Origin of the sequence: Caballeronia sp. INML3B, assembly GCF_023631305.1 — a bacterium.
GTDB lineage: Bacteria > Pseudomonadota > Gammaproteobacteria > Burkholderiales > Burkholderiaceae > Caballeronia > Caballeronia turbans.
The window spans coordinates 16,006-37,329 of sequence record NZ_JALQDI010000010.1 but is presented as its reverse complement, the minus strand read 5'-3'; the positions used below and the strand labels follow the sequence as shown (position 1 = coordinate 37,329).

At 64.4% G+C, this 21,324-nt stretch carries 19 protein-coding genes; 12 read left to right on the top strand and 7 right to left on the bottom strand.

Annotated elements, in window-relative coordinates; all coding sequences use genetic code 11:
• Positions 1–10: 10 nt before the first annotated feature.
• Positions 11–2,941: a molybdopterin oxidoreductase family protein gene (locus NCS58_RS08065; protein ID WP_250476685.1), complete on the bottom strand. Its 2,931-nt coding sequence runs from the start codon at positions 2,939–2,941 to the stop codon at positions 11–13.
• Positions 2,942–3,006: 65 nt separating this feature from the next.
• A complete protein-coding gene (locus NCS58_RS08060; RefSeq protein ID WP_250538209.1) occupies positions 3,007–4,080 on the bottom strand; it encodes a YeiH family protein in 1,074 nt (357 codons plus the stop codon).
• Between the two features lie 115 nt (positions 4,081–4,195).
• On the opposite strand from NCS58_RS08060, the gene NCS58_RS08055 reads away from it, so the two are divergent.
• The 8 genes from NCS58_RS08055 to NCS58_RS08020 all read left to right on the top strand — a co-directional run bounded on the left by NCS58_RS08055 (position 4,196) and on the right by NCS58_RS08020 (position 11,900).
• Positions 4,196–5,086 carry a LysR family transcriptional regulator gene (locus NCS58_RS08055; RefSeq protein ID WP_250476683.1) on the top strand — a complete coding sequence of 297 codons (891 nt, stop codon included), beginning with the start codon at positions 4,196–4,198 and terminating at the stop codon, positions 5,084–5,086.
• Positions 5,087–5,223: 137 nt separating this feature from the next.
• The gene (locus NCS58_RS08050) at positions 5,224–6,033 is read left to right on the top strand and encodes a TIM barrel protein (protein WP_250476682.1); all 810 of its coding nucleotides are present in this window, start codon (positions 5,224–5,226) and stop codon (positions 6,031–6,033) included.
• A gap of 43 nt (positions 6,034–6,076) precedes the next feature.
• Positions 6,077–7,078 carry a sugar kinase gene (locus tag NCS58_RS08045; protein WP_250476681.1) on the top strand — a complete coding sequence of 334 codons (1,002 nt, stop codon included), beginning with the start codon at positions 6,077–6,079 and terminating at the stop codon, positions 7,076–7,078.
• A gap of 54 nt (positions 7,079–7,132) precedes the next feature.
• A complete protein-coding gene (locus NCS58_RS08040; protein WP_061121509.1) occupies positions 7,133–8,413 on the top strand; it encodes an MFS transporter in 1,281 nt (426 codons plus the stop codon).
• A gap of 136 nt (positions 8,414–8,549) precedes the next feature.
• Positions 8,550–9,518, top strand: a complete 969-nt coding sequence (locus tag NCS58_RS08035; protein WP_061121508.1) for a D-glycerate dehydrogenase — start codon at positions 8,550–8,552, stop codon at positions 9,516–9,518.
• Positions 9,519–9,622: 104 nt separating this feature from the next.
• Positions 9,623–10,702, top strand: coding sequence for a LacI family DNA-binding transcriptional regulator (locus tag NCS58_RS08030; protein WP_250476680.1), 1,080 nt, complete (start codon positions 9,623–9,625; stop codon positions 10,700–10,702).
• Positions 10,703–11,494: a YhfC family intramembrane metalloprotease gene (locus NCS58_RS08025; protein WP_250476679.1), complete on the top strand. Its 792-nt coding sequence runs from the start codon at positions 10,703–10,705 to the stop codon at positions 11,492–11,494.
• A gap of 40 nt (positions 11,495–11,534) precedes the next feature.
• Positions 11,535–11,900 carry a DUF3022 domain-containing protein gene (locus tag NCS58_RS08020; protein ID WP_250476678.1) on the top strand — a complete coding sequence of 122 codons (366 nt, stop codon included), beginning with the start codon at positions 11,535–11,537 and terminating at the stop codon, positions 11,898–11,900.
• Here the strand turns inward: NCS58_RS08020 and NCS58_RS08015 are convergent.
• The gene (locus tag NCS58_RS08015; protein WP_061121540.1) at positions 11,897–12,325 is read right to left on the bottom strand and encodes a PGDYG domain-containing protein; all 429 of its coding nucleotides are present in this window, start codon (positions 12,323–12,325) and stop codon (positions 11,897–11,899) included. The two genes, NCS58_RS08020 and NCS58_RS08015, sit on opposite strands and share 4 nt — an antisense overlap.
• Before the next feature lie 119 nt (positions 12,326–12,444).
• Positions 12,445–12,963, bottom strand: a complete 519-nt coding sequence (locus tag NCS58_RS08010; RefSeq protein WP_061121744.1) for a Spy/CpxP family protein refolding chaperone — start codon at positions 12,961–12,963, stop codon at positions 12,445–12,447.
• Between the two features lie 164 nt (positions 12,964–13,127).
• Between NCS58_RS08010 and NCS58_RS08005 the strand changes: the two genes are divergently transcribed.
• From NCS58_RS08005 to NCS58_RS07995, 3 genes are all read left to right on the top strand, one after another.
• Positions 13,128–14,018 (top strand): LysR family transcriptional regulator, encoded by an 891-nt coding sequence (locus NCS58_RS08005; protein WP_061121740.1) that lies wholly within the window; start codon positions 13,128–13,130, stop codon positions 14,016–14,018.
• 112 nt (positions 14,019–14,130) lie between these two features.
• Positions 14,131–14,586, top strand: coding sequence for an Lrp/AsnC family transcriptional regulator (locus tag NCS58_RS08000; protein ID WP_045450664.1), 456 nt, complete (start codon positions 14,131–14,133; stop codon positions 14,584–14,586).
• A 158-nt stretch (positions 14,587–14,744) separates the two neighbouring features.
• Positions 14,745–15,854 (top strand): saccharopine dehydrogenase family protein, encoded by a 1,110-nt coding sequence (locus tag NCS58_RS07995; protein WP_061121743.1) that lies wholly within the window; start codon positions 14,745–14,747, stop codon positions 15,852–15,854.
• Between the two features lie 3 nt (positions 15,855–15,857).
• Here NCS58_RS07995 and NCS58_RS07990 read toward each other — a convergent pair whose 3' ends face one another.
• The gene (locus NCS58_RS07990; protein WP_061121739.1) at positions 15,858–16,442 is read right to left on the bottom strand and encodes an ATP-binding protein; all 585 of its coding nucleotides are present in this window, start codon (positions 16,440–16,442) and stop codon (positions 15,858–15,860) included.
• A 34-nt stretch (positions 16,443–16,476) separates the two neighbouring features.
• A complete protein-coding gene (locus tag NCS58_RS07985) occupies positions 16,477–17,790 on the bottom strand; it encodes a sodium:proton antiporter (protein WP_250538208.1) in 1,314 nt (437 codons plus the stop codon).
• A gap of 207 nt (positions 17,791–17,997) precedes the next feature.
• Between NCS58_RS07985 and NCS58_RS07980 the strand changes: the two genes are divergently transcribed.
• Complete coding sequence (locus NCS58_RS07980) at positions 17,998–19,380, top strand: FAD-containing oxidoreductase (RefSeq protein WP_061121742.1); 1,383 nt, start codon at positions 17,998–18,000, stop codon at positions 19,378–19,380.
• Between the two features lie 687 nt (positions 19,381–20,067).
• Here the strand turns inward: NCS58_RS07980 and NCS58_RS07975 are convergent.
• A complete protein-coding gene (locus NCS58_RS07975; protein ID WP_061121737.1) occupies positions 20,068–21,309 on the bottom strand; it encodes an MFS transporter in 1,242 nt (413 codons plus the stop codon).
• Positions 21,310–21,324: the final 15 nt, after the last annotated feature.

Here is a 21,324-nt window from a genome sequence, read left to right as displayed (position 1 = left end):
ATGGTCTCCTTCAGTTACCCGGGTTTCGCTTGATGACATTGCGCAAACGCGCCGCGAACTCGCCGCGCCCGGCGAAGTAGGTCTGCACGACGCGCTGGATCGGACCCGGCATGCCGGGCGAGGGGCGCATCGGCGCGAATTGCGGCAGCGTGTGGCTGGCATCCGCTTCGGCGGGATAGACGCGCACGCGCACGTCGTACCATGCCGCCTGTCCCGTGATCGGGTCCGAGTTGGAGAAGCGCATGCCTTCGGTCCCGGACGCCGGAAGCTCGTCGGTGATGAGGTGATTGAGCAGGAAGCCGCGCTGCGATTCGTTGGCATCTGGGCCGAGGCTCCACGCGCCCGACGCCTTGCCGATCGCGTTCCATGTCCACACCGTGCCCGGTTCGACCGCCTCGCTATAGCGCGCCATGCAGCGCACCTTGCCCCATTGCGATTCGACATAGATCCAGCCGCCGTCCTCGATGCCGTTCGCCTTCGCCATGCGCGGATTCATGTACAGCAGGTTCTCGCCGTGAATCTGCCGCAGCCACGCGTTTTGCGAATCCCACGAGTGATACATCGCCATCGGGCGCTGCGTGACGGCCGCGAGCGGATATCGGTCGAGATTGGTCGTGTCGAGTTCGAGCGGCGCGTACCAGAACGGCAGCGGATCGAAATACTGCTCGATGCGCGCGCGCAGATGCTCGGGCGGCTGCCTGCCTTTCGTGCGTCCTCGCGCGGCGAGGCGGAACTTCTGCATCACGTCGGAGTAGAGCTGGATCAGGATCGGCTCGCCGAATTTGCGAAAGCCCTTGTCGACGGCGAATTGCAGATAAGGCCCGTTGCAATTGCGCATGTACTGCAGCGACTCGGGCAAGGTGTAGTGATAGACGCAATCGTGCCTCGCGTACTCTTCCCACTGGTTCGGATTCGGTTCGCCGACGAGCGCATCGCGGCCGTCCTTGCCACGCCAGCCCATCAGAAAGCCGACGCCCGATCCCGGCGACGTCTGATGATTGACAATGAAGTCCGGATAGTCGCGATACTTGCGCTTGCCCTCCGGCGTAGTGAACGCGGGCAGCCCGAGGCGGCCGCCGAGCTCGACCAGCACTTCCTGAAACGGCCGGCATTCGCCCGTGCGCGGCACGACCGGCACGCGCACCGAATCGACGGGACCGTCGAACTCGGAGATCGGGCGATCGAGCATCGACATCGCGTCGTGGCGTTCGAGGTAGGTCGTGTCGGGCAGGATGAGATCGGCGAACGCGGTCATCTCCGACTGGAACGCATCGCACACGACGATGAACGGAATCCTGTATTCGCCGTCGTCGTTCTTGTCGGCGAGCATCTTGCGCACTTCCATCGTGTTCATCGACGAGTTCCACGCCATGTTGGCCATGAATATCATCAACGTGTCGATGGGGTAGGGATCGCCGCGCCACGCGTTCGTGATGACGCTGTGCATCACGCCGTGCACCGCGAGCGGATACTCCCAGGAGAACGCACGGTCGATGCGCACGGGCGTGCCGTCGTCGTGAATGAAGAGGTCCTCGGGCGCGGCGGGCCATCCGAGCGGGCCGCTCGCAAGCGGCGTGTTCGGCTTGACCTGATCGGGATGATTCGGCGGTTTCGCGGACGGCGGCACCGCGCGCGGAAAAGGCGACTTGTGACGGAAGCCGCCCGGACGGTCGATCGTGCCGAGCAGCGACATCAGCACCGCGAGCGCACGGATCGACTGGAAGCCGTTCGAATGGGCGGCGAGCCCGCGCATCGCGTGAAAGGCGACGGGATTGCCCGTCACGGTGTCGTGTTTTTTCCCCCAGCAGTCGGTCCATTCGATCGGCAGCGTGACCTTGTGGTCGCGGCCCGTCTGGATCATTTCGGCGGCGAGACGTTTGATGGTTGCGGCGGGAATGCCGGTGATGGCGGCGGCCCACTCGGGCGTGCACGACGCCACCTGCTCGCGCAGCAGCGCGAAGGAGGGCGTGACGGGCGTGCCGTCGTCGAGCGTGTAGCGGCCCTCGAGCGCGGGTTCGGCGTCATCGGCATGATGCGCGACCGCGCGATTCGTCTTCTTGTCCCACCACAGATGATTTTGCGGAAAGAGCGCGTTGCGCTCGGGCGTCTCGCCGTCTTTCACGAAAAGCCCGAAGGTATCGCTCGCTTCGTTCATGTCGAGCAGTTCCGCCGCGTTCGTGTAGCGCGTGACGAACTCGTGATCCCAGGCGTCGGCGGCGATCAGTTCGTGGATCAGCGCCATGAAGAGCGCGCCGTCGGTGCCGGGGCGGATCGGCACCCATTCGTCGGCGATGGCGGCATAGCCCGTGCGAACCGGATTGATCGCGATGAAGCGCCCGCCCGCGCGCTTGAACTTCGAAATGGCGATCTTGAGCGGATTCGAATGATGATCTTCCGCGGTGCCGATCATGAAGAAGAGCTTCGCGCGATCGAGGTCGGGGCCGCCGAATTCCCAGAACGAGCCGCCGATCGTGTAGATCATGCCGGCCGCCATGTTGGCCGAGCAGAAGCCGCCGTGCGCCGCGTAGTTCGGCGTGCCGAAGTTCTTGGCGAAGAGGCCGGTCAGGGCCTGCATCTGGTCGCGGCCCGTGAAGAGCGCGAACTTCTTCGGATCGGTGGCGCGCAGATGCGCGAGACGCGTTTCGAGCATGTCGAGCGCGACTTCCCATGAAACCGGCTCGAATTGCGCTTCGCCCCGCAGGGCGTCCGGTTTTCGCATCAGCGGCTGCGTGAGACGCGCGGGCGAGTACTGCTTCATGATGCCCGACGCGCCCTTGGCGCAGATCACGCCTTGATTGAGCGGATGGTTCGGATTGCCGTCGATGTACCGGACTTCGCCGTCGCGCAGATGCACGCGGATGCCGCAGCGGCATGCGCACATGTAGCACGTCGTGGTCTTGACATCGAGCTTCTCGTTCTGGGTGCGAGCGCCGTGTTCCATGAGTGCTCCCTCAAAGCGTTATCGCGCGAGCCGACACTCGCGCGATGGGTACTTCCGTGCATCCCTCAGCCGAACAGACGTTCGACCCCGAGCGTGATCGCAAGGCCACCGCCGACGAGCCACGCGTACAGGATCGCGCCGGTGGCGAGGGCGCGCGGGCCCGCCTCGCGGATCTGCGCGATGCGCGTCTCCATGCCGAGCGCGGTCATGGCCATCGTGAGGGCGAAGGTGTCGAGCGTGTTGATCGTGCTCGTCGCGGCATCGGGCAGTACGTGCAGCGAATTCACGACGACGAGCACGAGAAAGCCGAGCGCGAACCAGGGCACCGCGATCTTGCCTTTGCCCTGCGCCGAACCATCCGCCGATGCGGCACGCGAGCGGCTGATCCAGAAGCCGATCACGAGCAGCACGGGAACCAGCAGCATCACGCGCGTCATCTTCACGATGGTCGCGATGTGCGTCGCTTCCGGGCTCACGTTGCTCGCCGCGCCGACGACCTGCGCCACTTCGTGGATCGTGCCGCCGAAGAAGAGGCCCGCGCCGAGCGTGTCGAGATGCAGCCAGCCGGCGTTGAGCGCGAGCGGATAGAGGAACATCGAGAGCGTGCCGAACAGCACGACACTGCCGACGGCCATTGCGCTCTTGTGCGGCTTCGATTGCAAGGTCGATTCGAACGCGAGCACAGCCGCTGCGCCGCAAATCGCGCTGCCGGCTGCCGTGAGAAGTGCCGTGTCGCGGTCGAGCTTCATCAGCTTCATCCCGGCCCACGTCCCGATCACGAGCGTGCTCACGACGACCAGCACCGACACCGTGAAGCCCGACACGCCGACTTGCGCGATCTCCTGGAGACTCACGCGCAGCCCGAAAAACGCGACCGCGATCCGCAGCAGCTTGCGCGCGGAGAAGTTGACGCCCGCCGCCCAGCTATCGGGCATGCCGTGACGCAATGCGTTGCCGTAGACCGCGCCCGCAACGATGCCGACGATCAACGGACTGATCCCGAGCCCGGCGATGGCGGGGATGCTGGCGAGGCGCGTGACGGCTGCGGCGAACAACGCGACGAACAGGATGCCGTTGAGTTGCCCGCGCGTGGAGGAGGCGGGCGGCGCAAGATGGTGTGCGGACTGAACCGTGGACATGGATGAACCCATTTGAAATTGGTGGAATCGATGGGCTAATCCTATTCCCGATATATCAATATGAAAAATCGTGATTTAGAATGTGAAGTATCGGACAAACTGATATTTATGAGAAATGACCCCGGAACAACTGATAACCTTCGCGACGGTCGCGGAGCACGGCAATATCAGCCGTGCGGCGGTGGCGCTGCATCTGTCGCAGCCGGCCGTGTCCGGCCAACTGCGGCTTCTGCAGGAGGAGTTCGGCGAGCCGCTGTATCAGCGCGACGGTCGCGGTGTGCGCCTGACCGCCGCCGGTGAACAGTTGCTCGGCCACGCGGAGCGCCTGCGCGAGACGTTCCGGGCGGCGCACGCGCTGCGGGACGCGTTGCGCGGGCTGGAGCGCGGCACGCTGCGCATCGGCGCGAGCACGACGCCCGCGAGCTATTTGCTGCCGTACCTGATCGCGGCGTTTCACAAGCGCTATCCGGACGTCGTCGTGACGACCATCGACGGCAATACGGCGGATATCGTCGCAGCCCTCGGTTCGCTCGATATCGCGCTGGTCGAAGGCTCGCCCGGAAGCGATCTGCCGCTCGGCACGACGGTCACGTCGTGGCGCGAGGACGAGATCGTCGCGATTCTGCCCAACGGCCATCCGCTTGCCGACGGGCGCGAGTCCGTCACGCTCGATGAACTCGGCGAGCACCCGCTCGTGCTGCGCGAGCCAGGCTCGGGCGTGAGGCAGGTTATCGAGCGCGCGTTCGCGGACTGCGATGCGCCGATGCGCGTCGCGCTGGAAATCGCCGGCGTCGAGGGCGTGAAAGAGGCGGTGCGCGCGGGCATGGGCATCGGTTTTGTGTCGGCGATGTCGATCCGTCACGAAGACAGTGCGCTGCGGCGCGTGCGCATCGCACCGAAGCCGCTCACGCGCCGCTTTTCCATTCTGCTGCCTCATGCGGCGACGCCGTCGCGCGTCGCGGCGCGTTTTCTGGAGTTGTGCGACGAGCCGGGTCTGCTCGGCTAGGGAATTCCACTATGGCGCCTCGATGGCGGTCTGACGCACCATTCGTTCTCAACAGGGCGCCGCGGCGTCTTTTTTGAAAATCGATCATGGAACCGGTTCCAAGCTAATTTTGGCGCCGAAACGATACCGAGAAGCGCGTGAACGAGAATTTCCCGAACGTTGAGGCGAGTACTGACGTTGTGATCGTCGCGAGCGCGTTCGGCGCCGATGCGATCCGGCGCGACGGTCACGCCGTCTGGGCTTGCGCCGCGGCGCGAGCGGGCGCGAACGGCTTCGAAGTGCGCCGAGAATTGTTCGCGAGCGACGCGGATGCGCAGCCGGAAGCGCTCGCGCAACTGGGCGAACGTATTCGCGGGTTGGGTTTGTGGATCGTCTATTCGACGCCCGCAACGCTTTTCCATGACGACGGCTCGCTCGACCGCGAAGCACTCCGCCTCGCCATCGACGAAGCGTCGGCGCTGAACGCGCGCATCGTCAAGCTGCAACTGGGCGGCACGGAGCGCGGCGTCGCGACCGATCCGGCGACGCTCGACCGCCTCATGACCGACATCGCCGCGTCGAAAGCGCGCGTCGTCGTCGAGAACGGACAACTGAAGGCGGGCGGGACGATCGGCGCGTTCGACGCGCTCTTCGTCGCGCTGCCGCGACAAAGCGGCCTTTCAATGACCTTCGACACCGGCAATTGGCACTGGGCCGAACAGGATCCTCTCGACGCCGCCACGCGGCTCGCACCGCATGTCGCCTACGTGCACTGCAAAGCAGTCATGGGCGAGGGCGCCCGCCGTTTCGCGGCCGCGCCCGCGGACGGCGAGGCGCGCTTCGCGACGCTGCTCGCGCGCTTGCCGGGCGATGTGCCGCGCGGCATCGAATATCCGTTCATTGCCGGCGCGGACGTCTCGCTCGACGCCGAAGCCGCGCGCCAGGTCGCGCGAATCGCGGCATTCTGAATTACGCATTTTGCATTCAGCATTCATCTGTAAAGGACTCGACATGCAAGCCAAGCCTGAGGCTCTCGACGTCGTCACCTACGGCGAAGCGATGACGATGTTCGTCGCGGCCGTCACCGGCGATCTCGCGAAGGCCGGTCAATTCACGAAGCGCGTCGCGGGCGCGGACCTGAACGTCGCGATCGGCCTGTCGCGGCTCGGGTTCAAGGTGGGCTGGATGAGCCGCGTCGGCAACGATTCATTCGGGCGCTACGTGCTCGACGTGCTCGCGTCCGAAGGCATCGACGCAAGCCGCGTGACGATCGACGAGCGCTATCCGACCGGCTTCCAGCTCAAGGGCAAGTGCGACGACGGCAGCGATCCGGCTGTCGAGTACTTTCGCAAGGGGTCGGCCGCGAGCCACCTGTCGCTCGACGATTACGCCGCCGACTACGTGCTCGGTGCGCGTCATCTGCATCTGACGGGCGTCGCGCCCGCGATATCGGCGAGCTCGCGTGAACTCGCGTTCCATATGGCCCGGGAAATGCGTGCGGCAGGCAAGACGATTTCGTTCGATCCGAACCTGCGCCCGACGCTCTGGCCGTCGCGCGAGGCGATGGCCGAGTCGCTCAACGCGCTCGCCGCGCTGGCCGACTGGGTGCTGCCCGGCGTGTCCGAAGGCCTGACGCTGACGGGCCATGCGAAGCCCGAAGACATCGCAGCGTTCTATCTCGACCGGGGCGCGAAGGGCGTCGTCGTCAAGCTGGGCGCGCACGGTGCGTACTTCCGCACGGCGGAGGGCGAAGAGGGCATCGTGCCGGGCCTGCCGGTCGACAAGGTCGTCGATACGGTCGGCGCGGGCGATGGCTTCGCGGTCGGCGTCGTGAGCGCACTGCTCGAAGGCCGCGACGTGCGCCACGCGATCGCGCGCGGCAACCGCATCGGCGCACTGGCGATTCAGGTGATCGGCGACAGCGAAGGACTGCCGACGCGCGCCGCGCTCGATCTGCTCGAAGCACAGGATTCCAACGACAAGACGGCCAAAGCCGCGTTCGATCTGGCCTGACGACTGACCAGGCCATCCGCCGGGAAACCCAACGAATTGCGTTCGGAGACAACCATGCAATCCTCGACTCCCAAACTCGCTGTGCGCCGCTGGTGGGCGATCATGCCGATCGTCTTCATCACGTACAGCCTCGCGTATCTCGACCGCGCCAACTACGGCTTCGCCGCGGCTGCGGGCATCAATCAGGACCTGGGCATCAGCAAGGGATTGTCGTCGCTGATCGGCGCGTTGTTCTTCCTCGGCTACTTCTTCTTCCAGATTCCGGGCGCGATCTATGCCGAGCGTCGCAGCGTGAAGAAACTCGTGTTCTGGAGCCTCGTTCTGTGGGGCGGGTGCGCGACGCTCACGGGCATGGTGAGCAACATTCCGTCGCTGATGGCGATCCGCTTCGCGCTCGGCGTCGTCGAGGCCGCGGTGATGCCGGCGATGCTCGTCTTCATCGCGAACTGGTTCACGAAGTCGGAGCGCTCGCGCGCGAACACGTTTCTCATCCTCGGCAATCCGGTGACGGTGTTGTGGATGTCGGTGGTATCGGGCTACCTCGTGAATTCGTTCGGCTGGCGGCACATGTTCATTGCCGAAGGCGCGCCTGCCATCCTGTGGGCGGTGATCTGGTGGTTCATCGTGAAGGACAAGCCGGCGCAGGTGAACTGGCTCACGGACCAGGAAAAGAACGATCTCGATGCGACGCTGCGCGCCGAACAGGCCGCGATCAAGCCAGTGAAGAACTATCGCGAGGCGTTCAAGTCGCCGGCGGTGATCAAGCTGTGCGCGCAGTATTTTTGCTGGAGCATCGGCGTGTATGGTTTCGTGCTGTGGCTGCCCTCGATTCTGAAGAACGGTTCGACGCTTGGCATGGTCGAGACGGGCTGGCTCTCCGCCGTGCCGTATCTTGCCGCGACCATCGCGATGCTGCTGGCTTCCTGGGCTTCCGACAAGCTGCAGGCGCGCAAGGCGTTTGTATGGCCGTTCCTTTTGATCGGCGCGGTGGCGTTCGCGGGATCGTACTTGCTCGGTTCGACGAATTTCTGGGCTTCGTATGCGCTGCTCGTGATCGCGGGGGCTGCGATGTATGCGCCTTATGGGCCGTTCTTTGCGATCGTGCCGGAGTTGCTGCCGAAGAATGTCGCCGGCGGGGCGATGGCGCTCATCAATAGCATGGGGGCGTTGGGGTCGTTCGTTGGGTCGTATTTCGTTGGCTATCTGAATGGTGCGACGGGGTCGCCGGCGGCCTCTTATGTGTTCATGAGCGTGGCGTTGTTGCTTTCTGTGTGGCTTACTTTGGCTGTTAAGCCGCAGGCTGCGGTTAGGGCTGGTGTTGTTGTGCGGTCTTGATGTTGATGTTTTTTTTTCGCCGGATCCCGTTTTCTTTTTGGTTTATTAGCGTTGCCCCTGTGCGGGGCAGTGCTAATAGACCGACAAGAAATCAGGTTCCCACAAAAGCCCAAACCGACCCAACCCTTACCCCACCATGACGAAAAAAATCGTAGCCTACAAACCCTTGCCGAGCGACGTCGAAGCCTACCTCCGCGAGCACGCCGACGTGGCACACGTCGATCCAAAAGACCACGCGGCCTTTGTCGCAGCACTGCAGAATGCCGACGGTGCCATCGGCGCGAGCGTGAAAATCTCCTCCGACATGATCGAAGGCGCCAAACACCTGAAAGCGTTTTCGACCATCTCCGTAGGCTTCGATCAATTCGACGTCGATGACCTCACGCGTCGCGGCATCGTGCTCACGCACACGCCCGACGTGCTCACCGAATCCACCGCCGACACCGTCTTCGCACTGATCCTCGCAAGCGCGCGCCGCGTCGTCGAACTGGCTGAATGGGTAAAGGAAGGCCACTGGACCTCGAGCATCGGCGAGGCGTGCTTCGGCGTGGACGTCCAGGGCAAGACACTGGGCATCGTGGGTCTCGGACGCATCGGCGGAGCAGTCGCGCGGCGCGCGGCGCTCGGCTTTCGCATGAACGTCCTCTACACGAACCGCAGCGCGAACGAGCAGGCGGAAAGGGAATTCGGCGCGAAGCGCGTCGGGCTCGACGAACTCCTCGCGCAATCCGACTTCGTCTGCCTGCAAGTGCCGCTCACGCCCGAGACGCGCGGTCTCATCGGCGCGAACGAGCTGAAGAAGATGAAGCGCAGCGCGATTCTGATCAACGCATCGCGCGGGCCGACCGTCGACGAAACCGCGCTCATCGAAGCGCTGAAGAACGGCACGATTCGGGGCGCGGGCCTCGACGTGTTCGAACAGGAGCCGCTGCCCGTCGATTCGCCGCTGCTCGCGATGAAGAACGTCGTCGCGCTGCCGCACATCGGCTCGGCCACGCACGAAACGCGTCACGCGATGGCGCGCAACGCCGCCGAGAACCTCATCGGCGCACTGGACGGCACGCTCACCCGGAACATCGTCAATCGCGACGCGCTTGCGCGCTGAAAGCGTGGGGTCGCGCGGGCATGCGCTAACATGCGCGATGCGAGGAGAACGATAATGACGGCGTCGCGTCCCGCTTCACGGCGATGCGCGCGCCCACGACCACTATGTCCGACGATCCCACATTGACAAACCGCCCGGCCGCGTTCGGCGCGCGCCGCACGACGATCACCGATGTCGCCCGCGAAGCCGGCACGGGCAAGACCAGCATTTCGCGCTATCTGAACGGCGAGATGGGGGTGCTGTCGCCCGACTTGCGCGAGCGCATCGAGGCGGCCATCGCGAAGCTCGACTATCGGCCGAACCAGATGGCGCGCGGCCTGAAGCGCGGCCGCAATCGCCTGATCGGCATGCTGCTCGCCGATCTCACCAATCCATATTCCGTCGAAGTGCTTCAGGGCGTCGAGGCCGCGTGCCACGCGCTCGGCTACATGCCGCTCATCTGTCACGCGGCCAACGAGATCGACATGGAGCGGCGCTATTTGCAACTGCTGACGACGTATCGCGTGGAAGGCGTGATCGTCAATGCGCTCGGCGTGAAGGAAGAACTGCTGCAGGGCTTCGCGCAAGGCGGCATTCCGGTCGTGCTCGTCGATCGTTTCGTGGACGGCTTCATCACCGACATGGTCGGGCTCGACAATCCCGCCGCCGTGCAGCTCGCCACGCGTCATCTCGTCGATGAAGGTTTCGACGAGCTGCTGTTCATCGTGCAGCCCGTCACTCACGTGAGTTCGCGGCGCCTGCGCGAAGCCGCGTTTCGCGAAACCGTCGCCGCGCTCGATGCAAGCGGCTCGACGCTCGTGATCGATCTCGCCGATGCATCGCCCGCGCTTGCGGAACTCGATTCGCGCGTCGCGGCGGCGAAAGCGGCGGGCAGGCGCGTCGCGCTTTTTGCAGCGAACGGGCCGGTTGCGCTGCGCGTCGCGGTGCATCTGAAGGAGCGTCATGGCGCCGACTGGCAGGCACGCGTCGCGCTGATGTCGATCGACGACTCCGAATGGGCGCAACTCGCCGGCATGACGACCGTGCGCCAGCCGACGTACGATATCGGCCGGCGTGCGGTCGAGTTTCTCCACGAACGGCTCGGCGGCGCCACGATGCCCGCGCGCGAATGCCTGCTGCCGGGCGAACTCGTCGTGCGCGCATCCACGACACGCGAAACGCAACAGGCATCACAAGGAATCTGAATGGTCAGTGTTTCGACGTTGCTGAGCCTCGCGCTCGCGACGCTCATCATCGCGGCGATGCCCATCGTGCTGTACATGAAAGTGCGGCCGCGTTTCGGTATTTTGCCGCGCGAGGCGATTCTCGGCATCGCGGTCTTCGCGCTCTTCGCGATGGTGATCGAACGCGCGCTGCACGGCTTCATGTTAAGCAATCCGGTGACGTCGGCCTGGCTCGCGAATCCCGCGATATTCGTCATCTACGGCGCGATCGCCGCGGGCTTATGCGAGGAAGTCGGACGCTTTCTCGCGATGAAATGGCTCATTTCACGCGAGCCGGGCGCGCTCGACCGGCACGGGCCCGCGCTCGGCTACGGCATCGGGCACGGCGGGGCGGAAGCGTGGATCGTCGGCGTGCTCGTGCAGGTCCAATGGATCGTCTATGCGATGCTCGCGAATCAGGGCACGCTCGACTCGCACTTCGCGGGCGCGCCGCTCGACGCGCTCGCACGCATTCATCTGGTGTTGATGAGCTTGTCGCCGGTGTCGGCGGGCATCTTCGTCGTCGAACGCGCGAGCGCCTTCGTATTGCAACTCGGCTTTTCCGCGCTGATGTGGCAGATGCTGCGCGAGCGCTCGCGTCACGCACTCGTGTTTCTCGTGGCTGCGCACGCGCTCGTCGGCTTGCCTGCCGCGCTTTTTCAGGCGCGCCTCGTGCCGCTCATCGCCGCAGACGCCGTGTATCTCGTGCTCGGCGTGATCGTCGCGGTGGCGCTCGTGCGCTACTATCGGCGCGTCGCCGCTCGGGTCGCCTGAGCGCGCCTGAGCCGGCGCTTCAACCGGATTTCGATATCGAATGGACGACTATCAATACGACTGTCCGAGCGCGGACATCGACATGCTCGCGCACGTGATCTGCGATCTCTTTCCCGAGCAGACGCAATTCGCCGAACGCAAGGAAGACGCGGGCCGCACCTCGCTCCTGATTCACTACGTGGCAATGCGCTTTGGGTCGAGCGCGCGGCGCATCACGATCGACGTTCGCTTCGATCCGGCCGCGCTCGCGCGTTATCGCGCGCTGCCGCCGCGCATGCACGCGCGCAGCTACGCGGTGCTGCGCGCCTACGTGGAAGCGACGCTCGGATCGCTCGAAGAGATGTACGCGGACGGCCAGACCGTGCCGCGTGAAGTGGACATCGAGATGGGCGAAGACTTCGCTTAAGCGTCGCGATAGACCTTGGCGAAGCGCGCCGCTTTTACGACGCCATAGTCGCCCGGCGCGTACTGCATGACCCAGTCGCCGGCGTCGCCGGTGAGGATGTCGCCGGCCGCGGATCGCGCGATCGAGAAGGCCTCCTGCATCTCTTTCGCGAGCACGACGCCCGGACGGTTGCGATACGTGCCCGCCTCGCCGTGCGCGATGCCGCCTTCGGGCACGTACTTGGCATCGAAGCGCTCGCGCGACACGACCCAGCGCTCGCCGCTGCTGCCGGTGACGATCGCATCGTCCTTCGCATAGCGGTTCGGGCCTTCGAGGCTCATGAGTTCGCCCGCTGCAGCCGCGAATTCGACGGCGACGGCTTCGTCTTTCACGACGCGGCGCGCGGCGGGGTCGGTGGCGAGATCGAGTTGGGACAGATGGAGCATGATGCGATCCGGAGTGACGGTGGCGGAGCGGGATCGTAACGGCATTCGCGCCATTTTGCACCCGGCGGACGAAAAAAAGCCCGCATCGCGCGATGCGGGCTTTCCGGTGCGCCGAGCGTTCAGGGCTTGGTCGTCGATGCTGCGTCCGCACCCGCCGCATGCGGGCGATGATGCCCGCGGCTGTGCTTCGACTTGCCGTGCTCGTCGCGGAAGCTCGCATCGGCGAGTTTCTTCTGCTCGGGCGAAAGGCTCGCGTAAAGCGGCTCGAAAGCCTCGACGAGGCGCTTCGTGCCGTCCGCGTTCGCTTGCGTGATCTGCTCGTATTGCTTCATGTCGTCGAGCGCGGACATGGTGTCGCGCTGCGCGATGCGCTGGCGATACAGATCCGCCATCGTGCGGCCGTTGTCGCGCATCACGTCGGCGAATTTCGACCATTGTCCTTCCTGCTGCGGCGTGATCTTGAGGCTCGAATGCAGATCCGCGATACGCTCTTCGACGCGCGCCTCGCGCTTGCTGGCGGCCGGAGCGGATGCCGCGGTCTGCACGGCCGGTGCCGATGCCGCGGCGGGCGCCGACGACTGCGCGAATACCGGGCTCAATGCGCAGAAAGCGGCCAATGCAACAAGTGTTCTTTTCATTCGGGTTACCTTCGATCGATATGGGAAGCGGCGTGCTTCGTAAGCTGCGTTGAAAGGCAACGCGATGAGCACGCCATCGGCGGATATTAGTATCACGATTGCATGCGGCTTCGCCCGCATTGCCACAACTGCTTACATTCGATACGTCTCTGGAAATATACGCAGTGGATACCTTGTTGAGCATGCGGGTCTTCGTCGCCATCGTCGAGGCAGGAAGCCTGAGCGCCGCGGCCGAGCGCTTTTCGATCTCCGCGCCGATGGCCGGCAAACATCTGCAGGCGCTGGAAGCGCGGCTCGATGCGCGGCTTCTCGTGCGCACGACGCGGCGTCAAAGCCTCACGGAGATCGGCCGGGAATACTACGAACGCTGCCGCCGCATTCTGACGGAAGTGGATGCGGCCGATGCGCTCGCCGAATCGATGAGCGCGACGCCGCGCGGCGTACTGCGCGTGACCGTGCCGCTCACGTACGGCGTGCAGTTCGTCACGCCCGCCGTCACCGAGTTTCTCGCGGCATTCACGCAGATCAGCGTCGAGCTCGACCTGACCAACCGCATGGTCGATATCGTCGAGGAGGGCTTCGATGCGGCCGTGCGCATCGGCACGCTCGCCGATTCCAGCTTCGTCGCGCGTCCGCTCAAGCCGTATGCGATGACGGTGTGCGCATCGCCCGCCTATCTCGCACGCGCGGGCACACCCGCGTCGCCGGCCGATCTCGCGAGTCACGAGTGCCTCGGTTTCGTGCATCTGGGCCGCGAGGCGGGCTGGCGGCTCGAAGGCGAGAACGAGGCCATGCACGCGCATCGCACGCAGTCGGCACGCTTTCGCGCGAACAATGGGCAAGCGCTCAAAAAGGCGGCGCTCGCGGGGTTCGGTCTCGTGCTTCAGCCCCATGCGCTCGTCGAAGACGAGTTGAAAAGCGGCGCGCTCGTAGCCGTCCTGCAGGATTGCCTGCCGAGGCCGTCGCCCGTGCATCTCGTCTATCCGCGCGACACGCGCGCGACGCCCAAGCTCGCGAGCTTCGTGGAATTCATGGTGACGAAGCTCGGCGTCTGAACGGCGTGCCTTCCACGACGTCTCGGCGATAATGCAGAACACAAAACGCCGAATGCCATATCGCATTCAAGACACATAACTCAAAACGCAGAATGCCTACGGAGACGCCCCCATGAGACCGCCGCGCCTCGATCAGCTCGACGACATCGACCGCAATCTCGTCGCGCTCTTGCAGATGAACGCGCGCGAGAGCGTCGCGAATCTGGCGCGGCAACTGGGCGTCGCGCGCACGACGGTGATCGCGCGCATTGCGCGGCTCGAGAAGAACAACGTGATCGCGGGCTACGGCGTCCGGCTCGGGCAGGACGTGCTCGATGCGAGCATTCAGGCGTATGTCGGCATCAAGCTCATGCCGAAGTACGGGCGCGATCTGCAGAAGCGCTTTGCACGCATGCCTGAGATTCAGTTGCTTTGCGCGGTGAGCGGCGAGTTCGATTACGTCGCGTGGCTGCGCGCCGATTCGCCCGACCGGCTGAACGACCTGCTCGACGAAATCGGTGCGCTGGAAGGCGTCGAGCGGACCACGACCTCGATCATCCTCGCGCGGAAGATCGATCGCGCCGGTTGAGCGCAGGCGCTGCATATCGCAGCGTTCGATCGTCGAAACGACGAAAAGCATCGTCGATGCGCATTATTTTGCGTCTAGGATCAGTATTCGCGCGCTCCTAAACTGTGTGAAGAAGGGCATCGGATCGCCCGCCATCCGCACAGATAAAGGAGATGAAAATGAAAGTGGCCCTCGTCGGCGCCGGATTGATCGGTCAAAGCATTGCCCATTTGCTGCGTGAAACGGGGGACTTCGACGTCGTCGCATTCGATCGTGACGACCATGCACTCGCGCTGCTCGATGCGCAAGGCATCCCGACGCGCCGCGTCGATTCCGCCGATACGCCCGCGCTGCGCCAGGCATTGATCGGCTTCGATGCGCTCGTCAACGCGCTGCCGTATTACCTTGCGATCAACGTCGCGTCGGCGGCGAAAGCGGCGGGCGTGCATTATTTCGATCTGACCGAGGATGTGCGCGCGACCCATGCGATCCGAGCGATCGCCGACGATTCGGAACTCGCGTTCATGCCGCAATGCGGTCTCGCGCCGGGTTTTATCGGCATCGTCGCGCATGATCTGGCGAAGCGTCTCGACGACGTGCGCGAAGTGAAGATGCGCGTCGGCGCGTTGCCGGAGTTTCCCACCAACGCGCTGAAGTACAACCTGACCTGGAGCATCGACGGTCTCATCAACGAGTATTGCCAGCCATGCGAGGCGATCCGCGAAGGACGCACGCAATGGGTGCAGCCGCTCGAAGGTGTCGAACATTTCTCGCTCGACGGCATCGAGTACGAAGCGTTCAATACGTCAGGCGGACTCGGCACGCTGTGTGAGACGCTCGCGGGGAAGGTCGAGACGCTCGACTATAAGTCGGTGCGCTATCCGGGGCATCGCGACCTGATGAAATTCCTGCTCGACGATCTGCGCATGTCGACCGACCGCGACGGTCTCAAGACGATGCTCAAGCGCGCGGTGCCTGCGACGACGCAGGATGTCGTATTGATCTTCGTCACGGTGACGGGCATGCGCCGCGGGCAACTCGTGCAGGACGTCTTCACGCGCAAGATTTTCGCGAAGGACGTATGCGGCTCGCCGATGAGCGCGATTCAGATCACGACCGCTGGCGCGATCTGCGCCGAACTCGATCTCTTCCGTGAAGGCGTGCTGCCGCAAAGCGGCTTCCTGCGTCAGGAGCAGGTGCCGCTCGACGCGTTTCTGAACAACCGCTTCGGCAAGCTGTACGAAGGCGCAAACGCGGTGGCGACGACGCGGCAACTGGCGGCTGCCTGAACTTCATGACGCGGCGACCAGGCGTGCGAGCAATGCGTCGCGCGCCTGATCGGACGGCGCGGTGTTGTCGAACATGACGAGCGTCTGCGCGAGCGCCGCGTCCGGCACGAAAAGCCGCTGACGATACTCTTCCCAATGCGCGAGCTTGTATGCATCGTTCGGATCGCCACGCGCGACGATGCGCTGGTGCGCCACGTTTTCATCGACATGCACCCAGACGACGCGAATGGTTACGTCCTCACCGATGCCGAGCCATGCCCGATCGAAGAGACGTTTGCTGCGCACCTCGCGCGTTAGCGGCGCGACGATCGCCACACTCACGCCGAGCGCGAGATTTTCAGCGGCGGTGTTGATGAGACAGCGATACTCCGGATCGCGAAAATGCTCGATGAAAAGCGGACTGTCCCGATCGTGCGGGTCGCCGGTCAGGGCGCCGATCGCCGCTGCGCTGTAGGGGCCGTAGAGCGTGTCCTTGTCGAGCAGGCAGAAGGGTTCGCCGGTCGCCTGCATGAGCGGCGCAAAAAGCTGCCTGGCGAGCGTCGTCTTGCCCGTGCCGGCATGGCCGCAGAAAAAAATCAGATGCTTCACGCCTGATCGGTCCTCGAGGGATGAGTTGCCACGCTCATTCAGCCGAGCGCGCGCGCTGATAACGGTTCATGAGCGGGGTAGCGGTGATGCCATGCACGATCACCGACGCAGCGATCGTCGCGATGACGTACGGCACGAGCGGCGCGGCCACGTCGCGCGGCGCATGTTCGAGCGCATAGAGCAAATAATAAAACGAGCCGACCCCGCGTATGCCGAACCAGCTCATGAGCCGCCTTTGCACGCCCGTCGCATGTGAGCCGATGAGCGATGCCTCGACCGCGGCAGGCCGCAACACGAAGAAGAGAGCGACGATGAGTGCAGCCGCCTTCCACGTGAACAGGTCGCGCCACATCGTCGCTAGCACGGCGCCGACCATCAGCATGACGGCCACTTCGGCGATGCGTTCCAGTTCGATCGTGAAACCGTGCACGCGCTCGGCCATGAACGCGTGCGCGCGCTCCGGATCGGAGGCCGCGGCGCCGACGTCCTCCGCGTCGATGTTGCCGACCGCCTGGCGCGCGGACTTGCCGCCGCTTTCTTTCTGTTCGACACGGCGCATCGAGAGACCGGCGGCAAAGACCGCCAGAAACGCGTAGGTATGCAGCAACTCGGCGACGCCGTACGACAACGCGATCAACCCGAGCGCATAGAAACCCTCCGGCCCGAGCGCCTCGCCGTGGCGCGTGCGCAGATAGGCGACGCCGCGCACGGACAAGGCACCGAGCAGCCATCCGATCACGAGCGCGCCTGTAATGCCCCACATCGCCTGCAACGCGAAGCTCCAGATCGACGCCTCGTTGGAAGTCGCCCCGAAATTGCACACCGCGATGGCGAGCAGGGCGAAGGGCAGCGCGATGCCGTCGTTGAGGCCGCCTTCGCCCGTCAGCGAGAAGCGCAGCAGATCGATGTCGCCGGGCGCTTCCACCTGTACGTCGTGAGCGAGCACGGGGTCGGTCGGGGCGAGCATCGCGGCGAGCAGCAGCGCCGGTCCCCAGTTGAGCCCGAGCGCATAGGCGGCGAAGAGCGTGAGGATCGCGACCGTGAGCACCATCGCGACGAAGCCGAGCCGGATCGGCAGAATCCAGATGCGGTCGGTGGGCGGCAGGCGCAGCCGCAGGCCGATCGCAAAAAGCGAAACGAGCATCGCGACTTCGGTGATGCGCCTCAGAACGGTTGCATCGTTCGCAAGGTCGAGCGTCAGCAGATTGGCCGCGCCGGGCCCGATTGCGAAGCCGATCGCGAGATAGAACATCGCGGTGCTGATCGGCAGGCGCTTGAACGTCGAACTGGCGAGGCCCATGAAAATGAGCACGCCACCGACGACCAGAAACCAGATCGTCTCGATCATGAATGCCTTTGGGCTTTGGGTGCTGAGGGTTGAGCGAAACGCGCGCCGTGACGCGCGTCGGTCGCTTCGAGGGCAGCACGCGCCATGCCCGTGGCCGGAAAGACGCTTCGGGCAGGGTCGCTGCCTGCCCGACGACTTGCGCGTAAGATGCATTTCGATTCCGGCATCGCGATTCGTCATCTGCTTCATTCGCACGGAGAATCCAGCATGGCACAGCACTTCGATGCGGTCGTCATCGGCACGGGGCAGGGCGGCTCCCCGCTTGCCGTGCGGCTCGCGCAAAGCGGCAAGCGCACCGCGGTGATCGAGCGGCATCTGTTCGGCGGGACTTGCGTAAATGTCGGCTGCACGCCGACCAAGACTTATGTCGCGAGCGCGCGGGCGGCGCATGTCGCGCGCACGGCGGCGCAGTATGGCGTGATGATCGGCGGCGATATCACCATCGACATGGCGCGCGTGAAGGCGCGAAAGGACGAGGTGATCGGCGGCTCGCGCACGGGCATCGAAGCGTGGCTGCGCGGGACGGAGAATGTCACGGTGTTCAAGGGACATGCACGCTTCACGGGGCCGCACGCACTGTCCATCGAAGCGGCCGACGGCTCGACGCAGGACATCGGCGCCGATCTCGTCTTCATCAACACGGGCACGCGCGCGGCCGTGCCGGAGATCGACGGGCTCGAACGCGTGCCGTATCTGACCAATTCCACGATTCTCGAGCTGACGGAAGTGCCCGAGCATCTCGTCATCGTCGGGGCGAGCTATATCGCGCTCGAGTTCGGGCAGATGTTCCGGCGCTTCGGCAGCCGCGTGACCTTGCTCGTGCGCGGCGAGCGCATTCTGACGCGCGAGGATGAGGACGTAGCGCGCGCGATGCAGGGCGTGCTCGCGCGCGAAGGCGTCGCGTTTCGGTTCGGCGCGCAGATCGGGCGCGTGGAGCCGTCGGCGGGTGGCGTGCGCATCGTGTGCGGCGATGAAACCATCGACGCCTCGCATCTGCTTTTCGCGACCGGACGCACGCCGAACACCGACGATCTCGGCCTGACGCAGGCGGGCATCGCGGTAAACAGGCACGGCATGATCGACGTGGACGGGCAGTTGCGCACCAAAGTGGAAGGCGTGTACGCGCTCGGCGATGTAAACGGGCGCGGCGCGTTCACGCATACGTCCTGGAACGACTACGAGATCATCGCTTCGAATTTGCTCGATGGGGAGTCGCGAAGTGTCGACACGCGCATCATGGCTTATGCGGTGTTCGTCGATCCGCCGTTCGCGCGGGTGGGGATGAGCGAGGAAGAAGTGCGCAAGGACGGCCGCGAGGCGCTCATCGCGACCATGCCGATGTCACGCGTGGGGCGCGCACGCGAGCGCGGTGAAACCGATGGCTTCATGAAAGCACTCGTCGATGCGCGCACGCAGCGGTTTCTAGGTGCGGCGATTTACGGGATCGAAGGGGATGAGGTTATTCATACGTTCATCGATATCATGAATGCGGATGCGCCTTTTACTACGTTGCAGCGGGCTATGCATATCCATCCTACGGTGAGTGAGTTGATTCCCACTCTGCTCGAAGGGCTGGGGGTGTTGAGGTGATTTTTTTTTCGCCGGATCCCGTTTTGTTATTGGTTTATTAGCACTGCCCCTGTGCGGGGCGGCAGTCACTTTCTTTGCTGCTGCAAAGAAAGTAACCAAAGAAAGCAGCTCGTTAGGCCCGCGGTCACACGCAGTTTGGCCATGCTTGTCAGCCGATCGTGGGCTGCCTAAGTGTCGCCCTCATAGGTCCAACCGCGCTTGGATCGCACACGGTCTGACAAGCTAGTTGTTCAAACGCGCTGGTTCAGCACGAAACAGCGCCGGCACAGCGCTACGCGCTGCCGCAGGGTTTGCAACGGAAACCAACGAATTACCAATGCAGCGAGATAGAGCCGTTAGCAAAAAGAGTACGGGCAGACCCGATTGACCCAACGGCCGCGAAGCGGGCTGGAGCCATTTGGTGCTGAACCAGTTTGTTGTGTGGCGTGAGGTGGCGGACCGTGCGCGATCCAAGCCCGGTTAAATCTTTGAGGGCGACACTTAGGCAGCCCACGGTCACCTGGCACGCGTGGCCAGACTGCGTGTGACCGCGGGCGTGTGGAGCTGCTTTCTTTGGTTACTTTCTTTGCAGCAGCAAAGAAAGTGACTGCCGCCCCGCATAGGGGCAACGCTAATAAACCAAAAAGAAAACGGGATCCGGCAACCCAGGCCGAGGCAGACGCCGAGGCCGACGCCGACGCCGAGGCCCTAAACCCCCACCGAGGGTTTCGCCTCATCCTTCGCCACCACCTGCGCAGTCCGCGTCTCCGGCATCGCAAGCCAGACCATCAACACCGCAAGCGCGCCCGCCCCGGCGAGTCCGAAGAAGCTCATCGCAGTACCGAAGCGATCGGCAGCAAACCCCGCCGCAGCCGTCGAAAGCGTTGCCCCGACGCCCGCCGCAAGGCCGAAGAAGCCGATCGTCAAGTTGTAGTGCCCGCGCCCGCCCGCGACATCCGCCGCAATGAGCGGCAGCATCACGCCGAACACAGCCGCGCTGATGCCGTCGAGCATCTGCACCGGCACGAGCAGATACGGGCTGCTCACGCCCGCGAACAGAATCGCCCGTACCGGCAATGCGCAGAACCCGAGAATCAGCACCGGCCGGCGGCCCCATATCTGCGCCTGTCGTCCGACCCAGGGCGATAACGCCGCAACGATGAACTGCGGCACGATGATGCACGCCGCGATCACGAGTTGAACGTTGTCGCCCATGTGCGCGGTCACTTCGCCGGCGGCGAGATTCAGCATCGCCGCGTTCGACAGATGAAAAAGCACCACGCACGCCGCAAAAATCAACAGGCGCTTGTCCTTCAGCAACTCGCGCAAGGATTCGCGCTCTTCACCCTCGGGCGTGAGCCTGGGTTTGCCGGCCGGTGCGCGCGGCACGTCAGGCGGCGCATCGTAATGAATCATGCGCAGCGCGATGATCGCCGGAAAGGCGAGCGCGGCGGTGAGGAAGAACACCGAGCGCAGCGACAGATACTCGCCGAACGCGCCCATCAACGCGGCGGTGAGCGCGCTGCCGATCGACGCCCAGCGCGCATTGCGGCCAAGCCGGTCGCCGAGATCGGCCCGCGAGACGAGGGCGAGCGAGATCGCCGCCATCGCCGGAACGAGCATGCAGCTCGCGAAGCCGTGCAGCACTTCGGCGGCGAACACGGGGACGAAGGTCGGGCTCGCAGCGAGCAAAAGCGCGCTCACGATGATCGCGATGATCGCGGAGAGCGCGGCGAATTTCTTGTTGCGCATCGCATCGACGAGCGCGCCTGCCGGCAACTGGCTCGCCATCGCGCTGATCGTGCCGACGGAGAGCATCAGGCCGATCTCGCCCTGCGTCCATTTGTTGGCCGCGAGGTACGAAGCAATGAAAGGGCCGAAGCCGGTCTGCACGTTGGCGACGAAGAAGTTCAGCCAGTCGAGCGCGCGCAGACTGCGTGCAATTACCATGTTGTGAATCGGTTC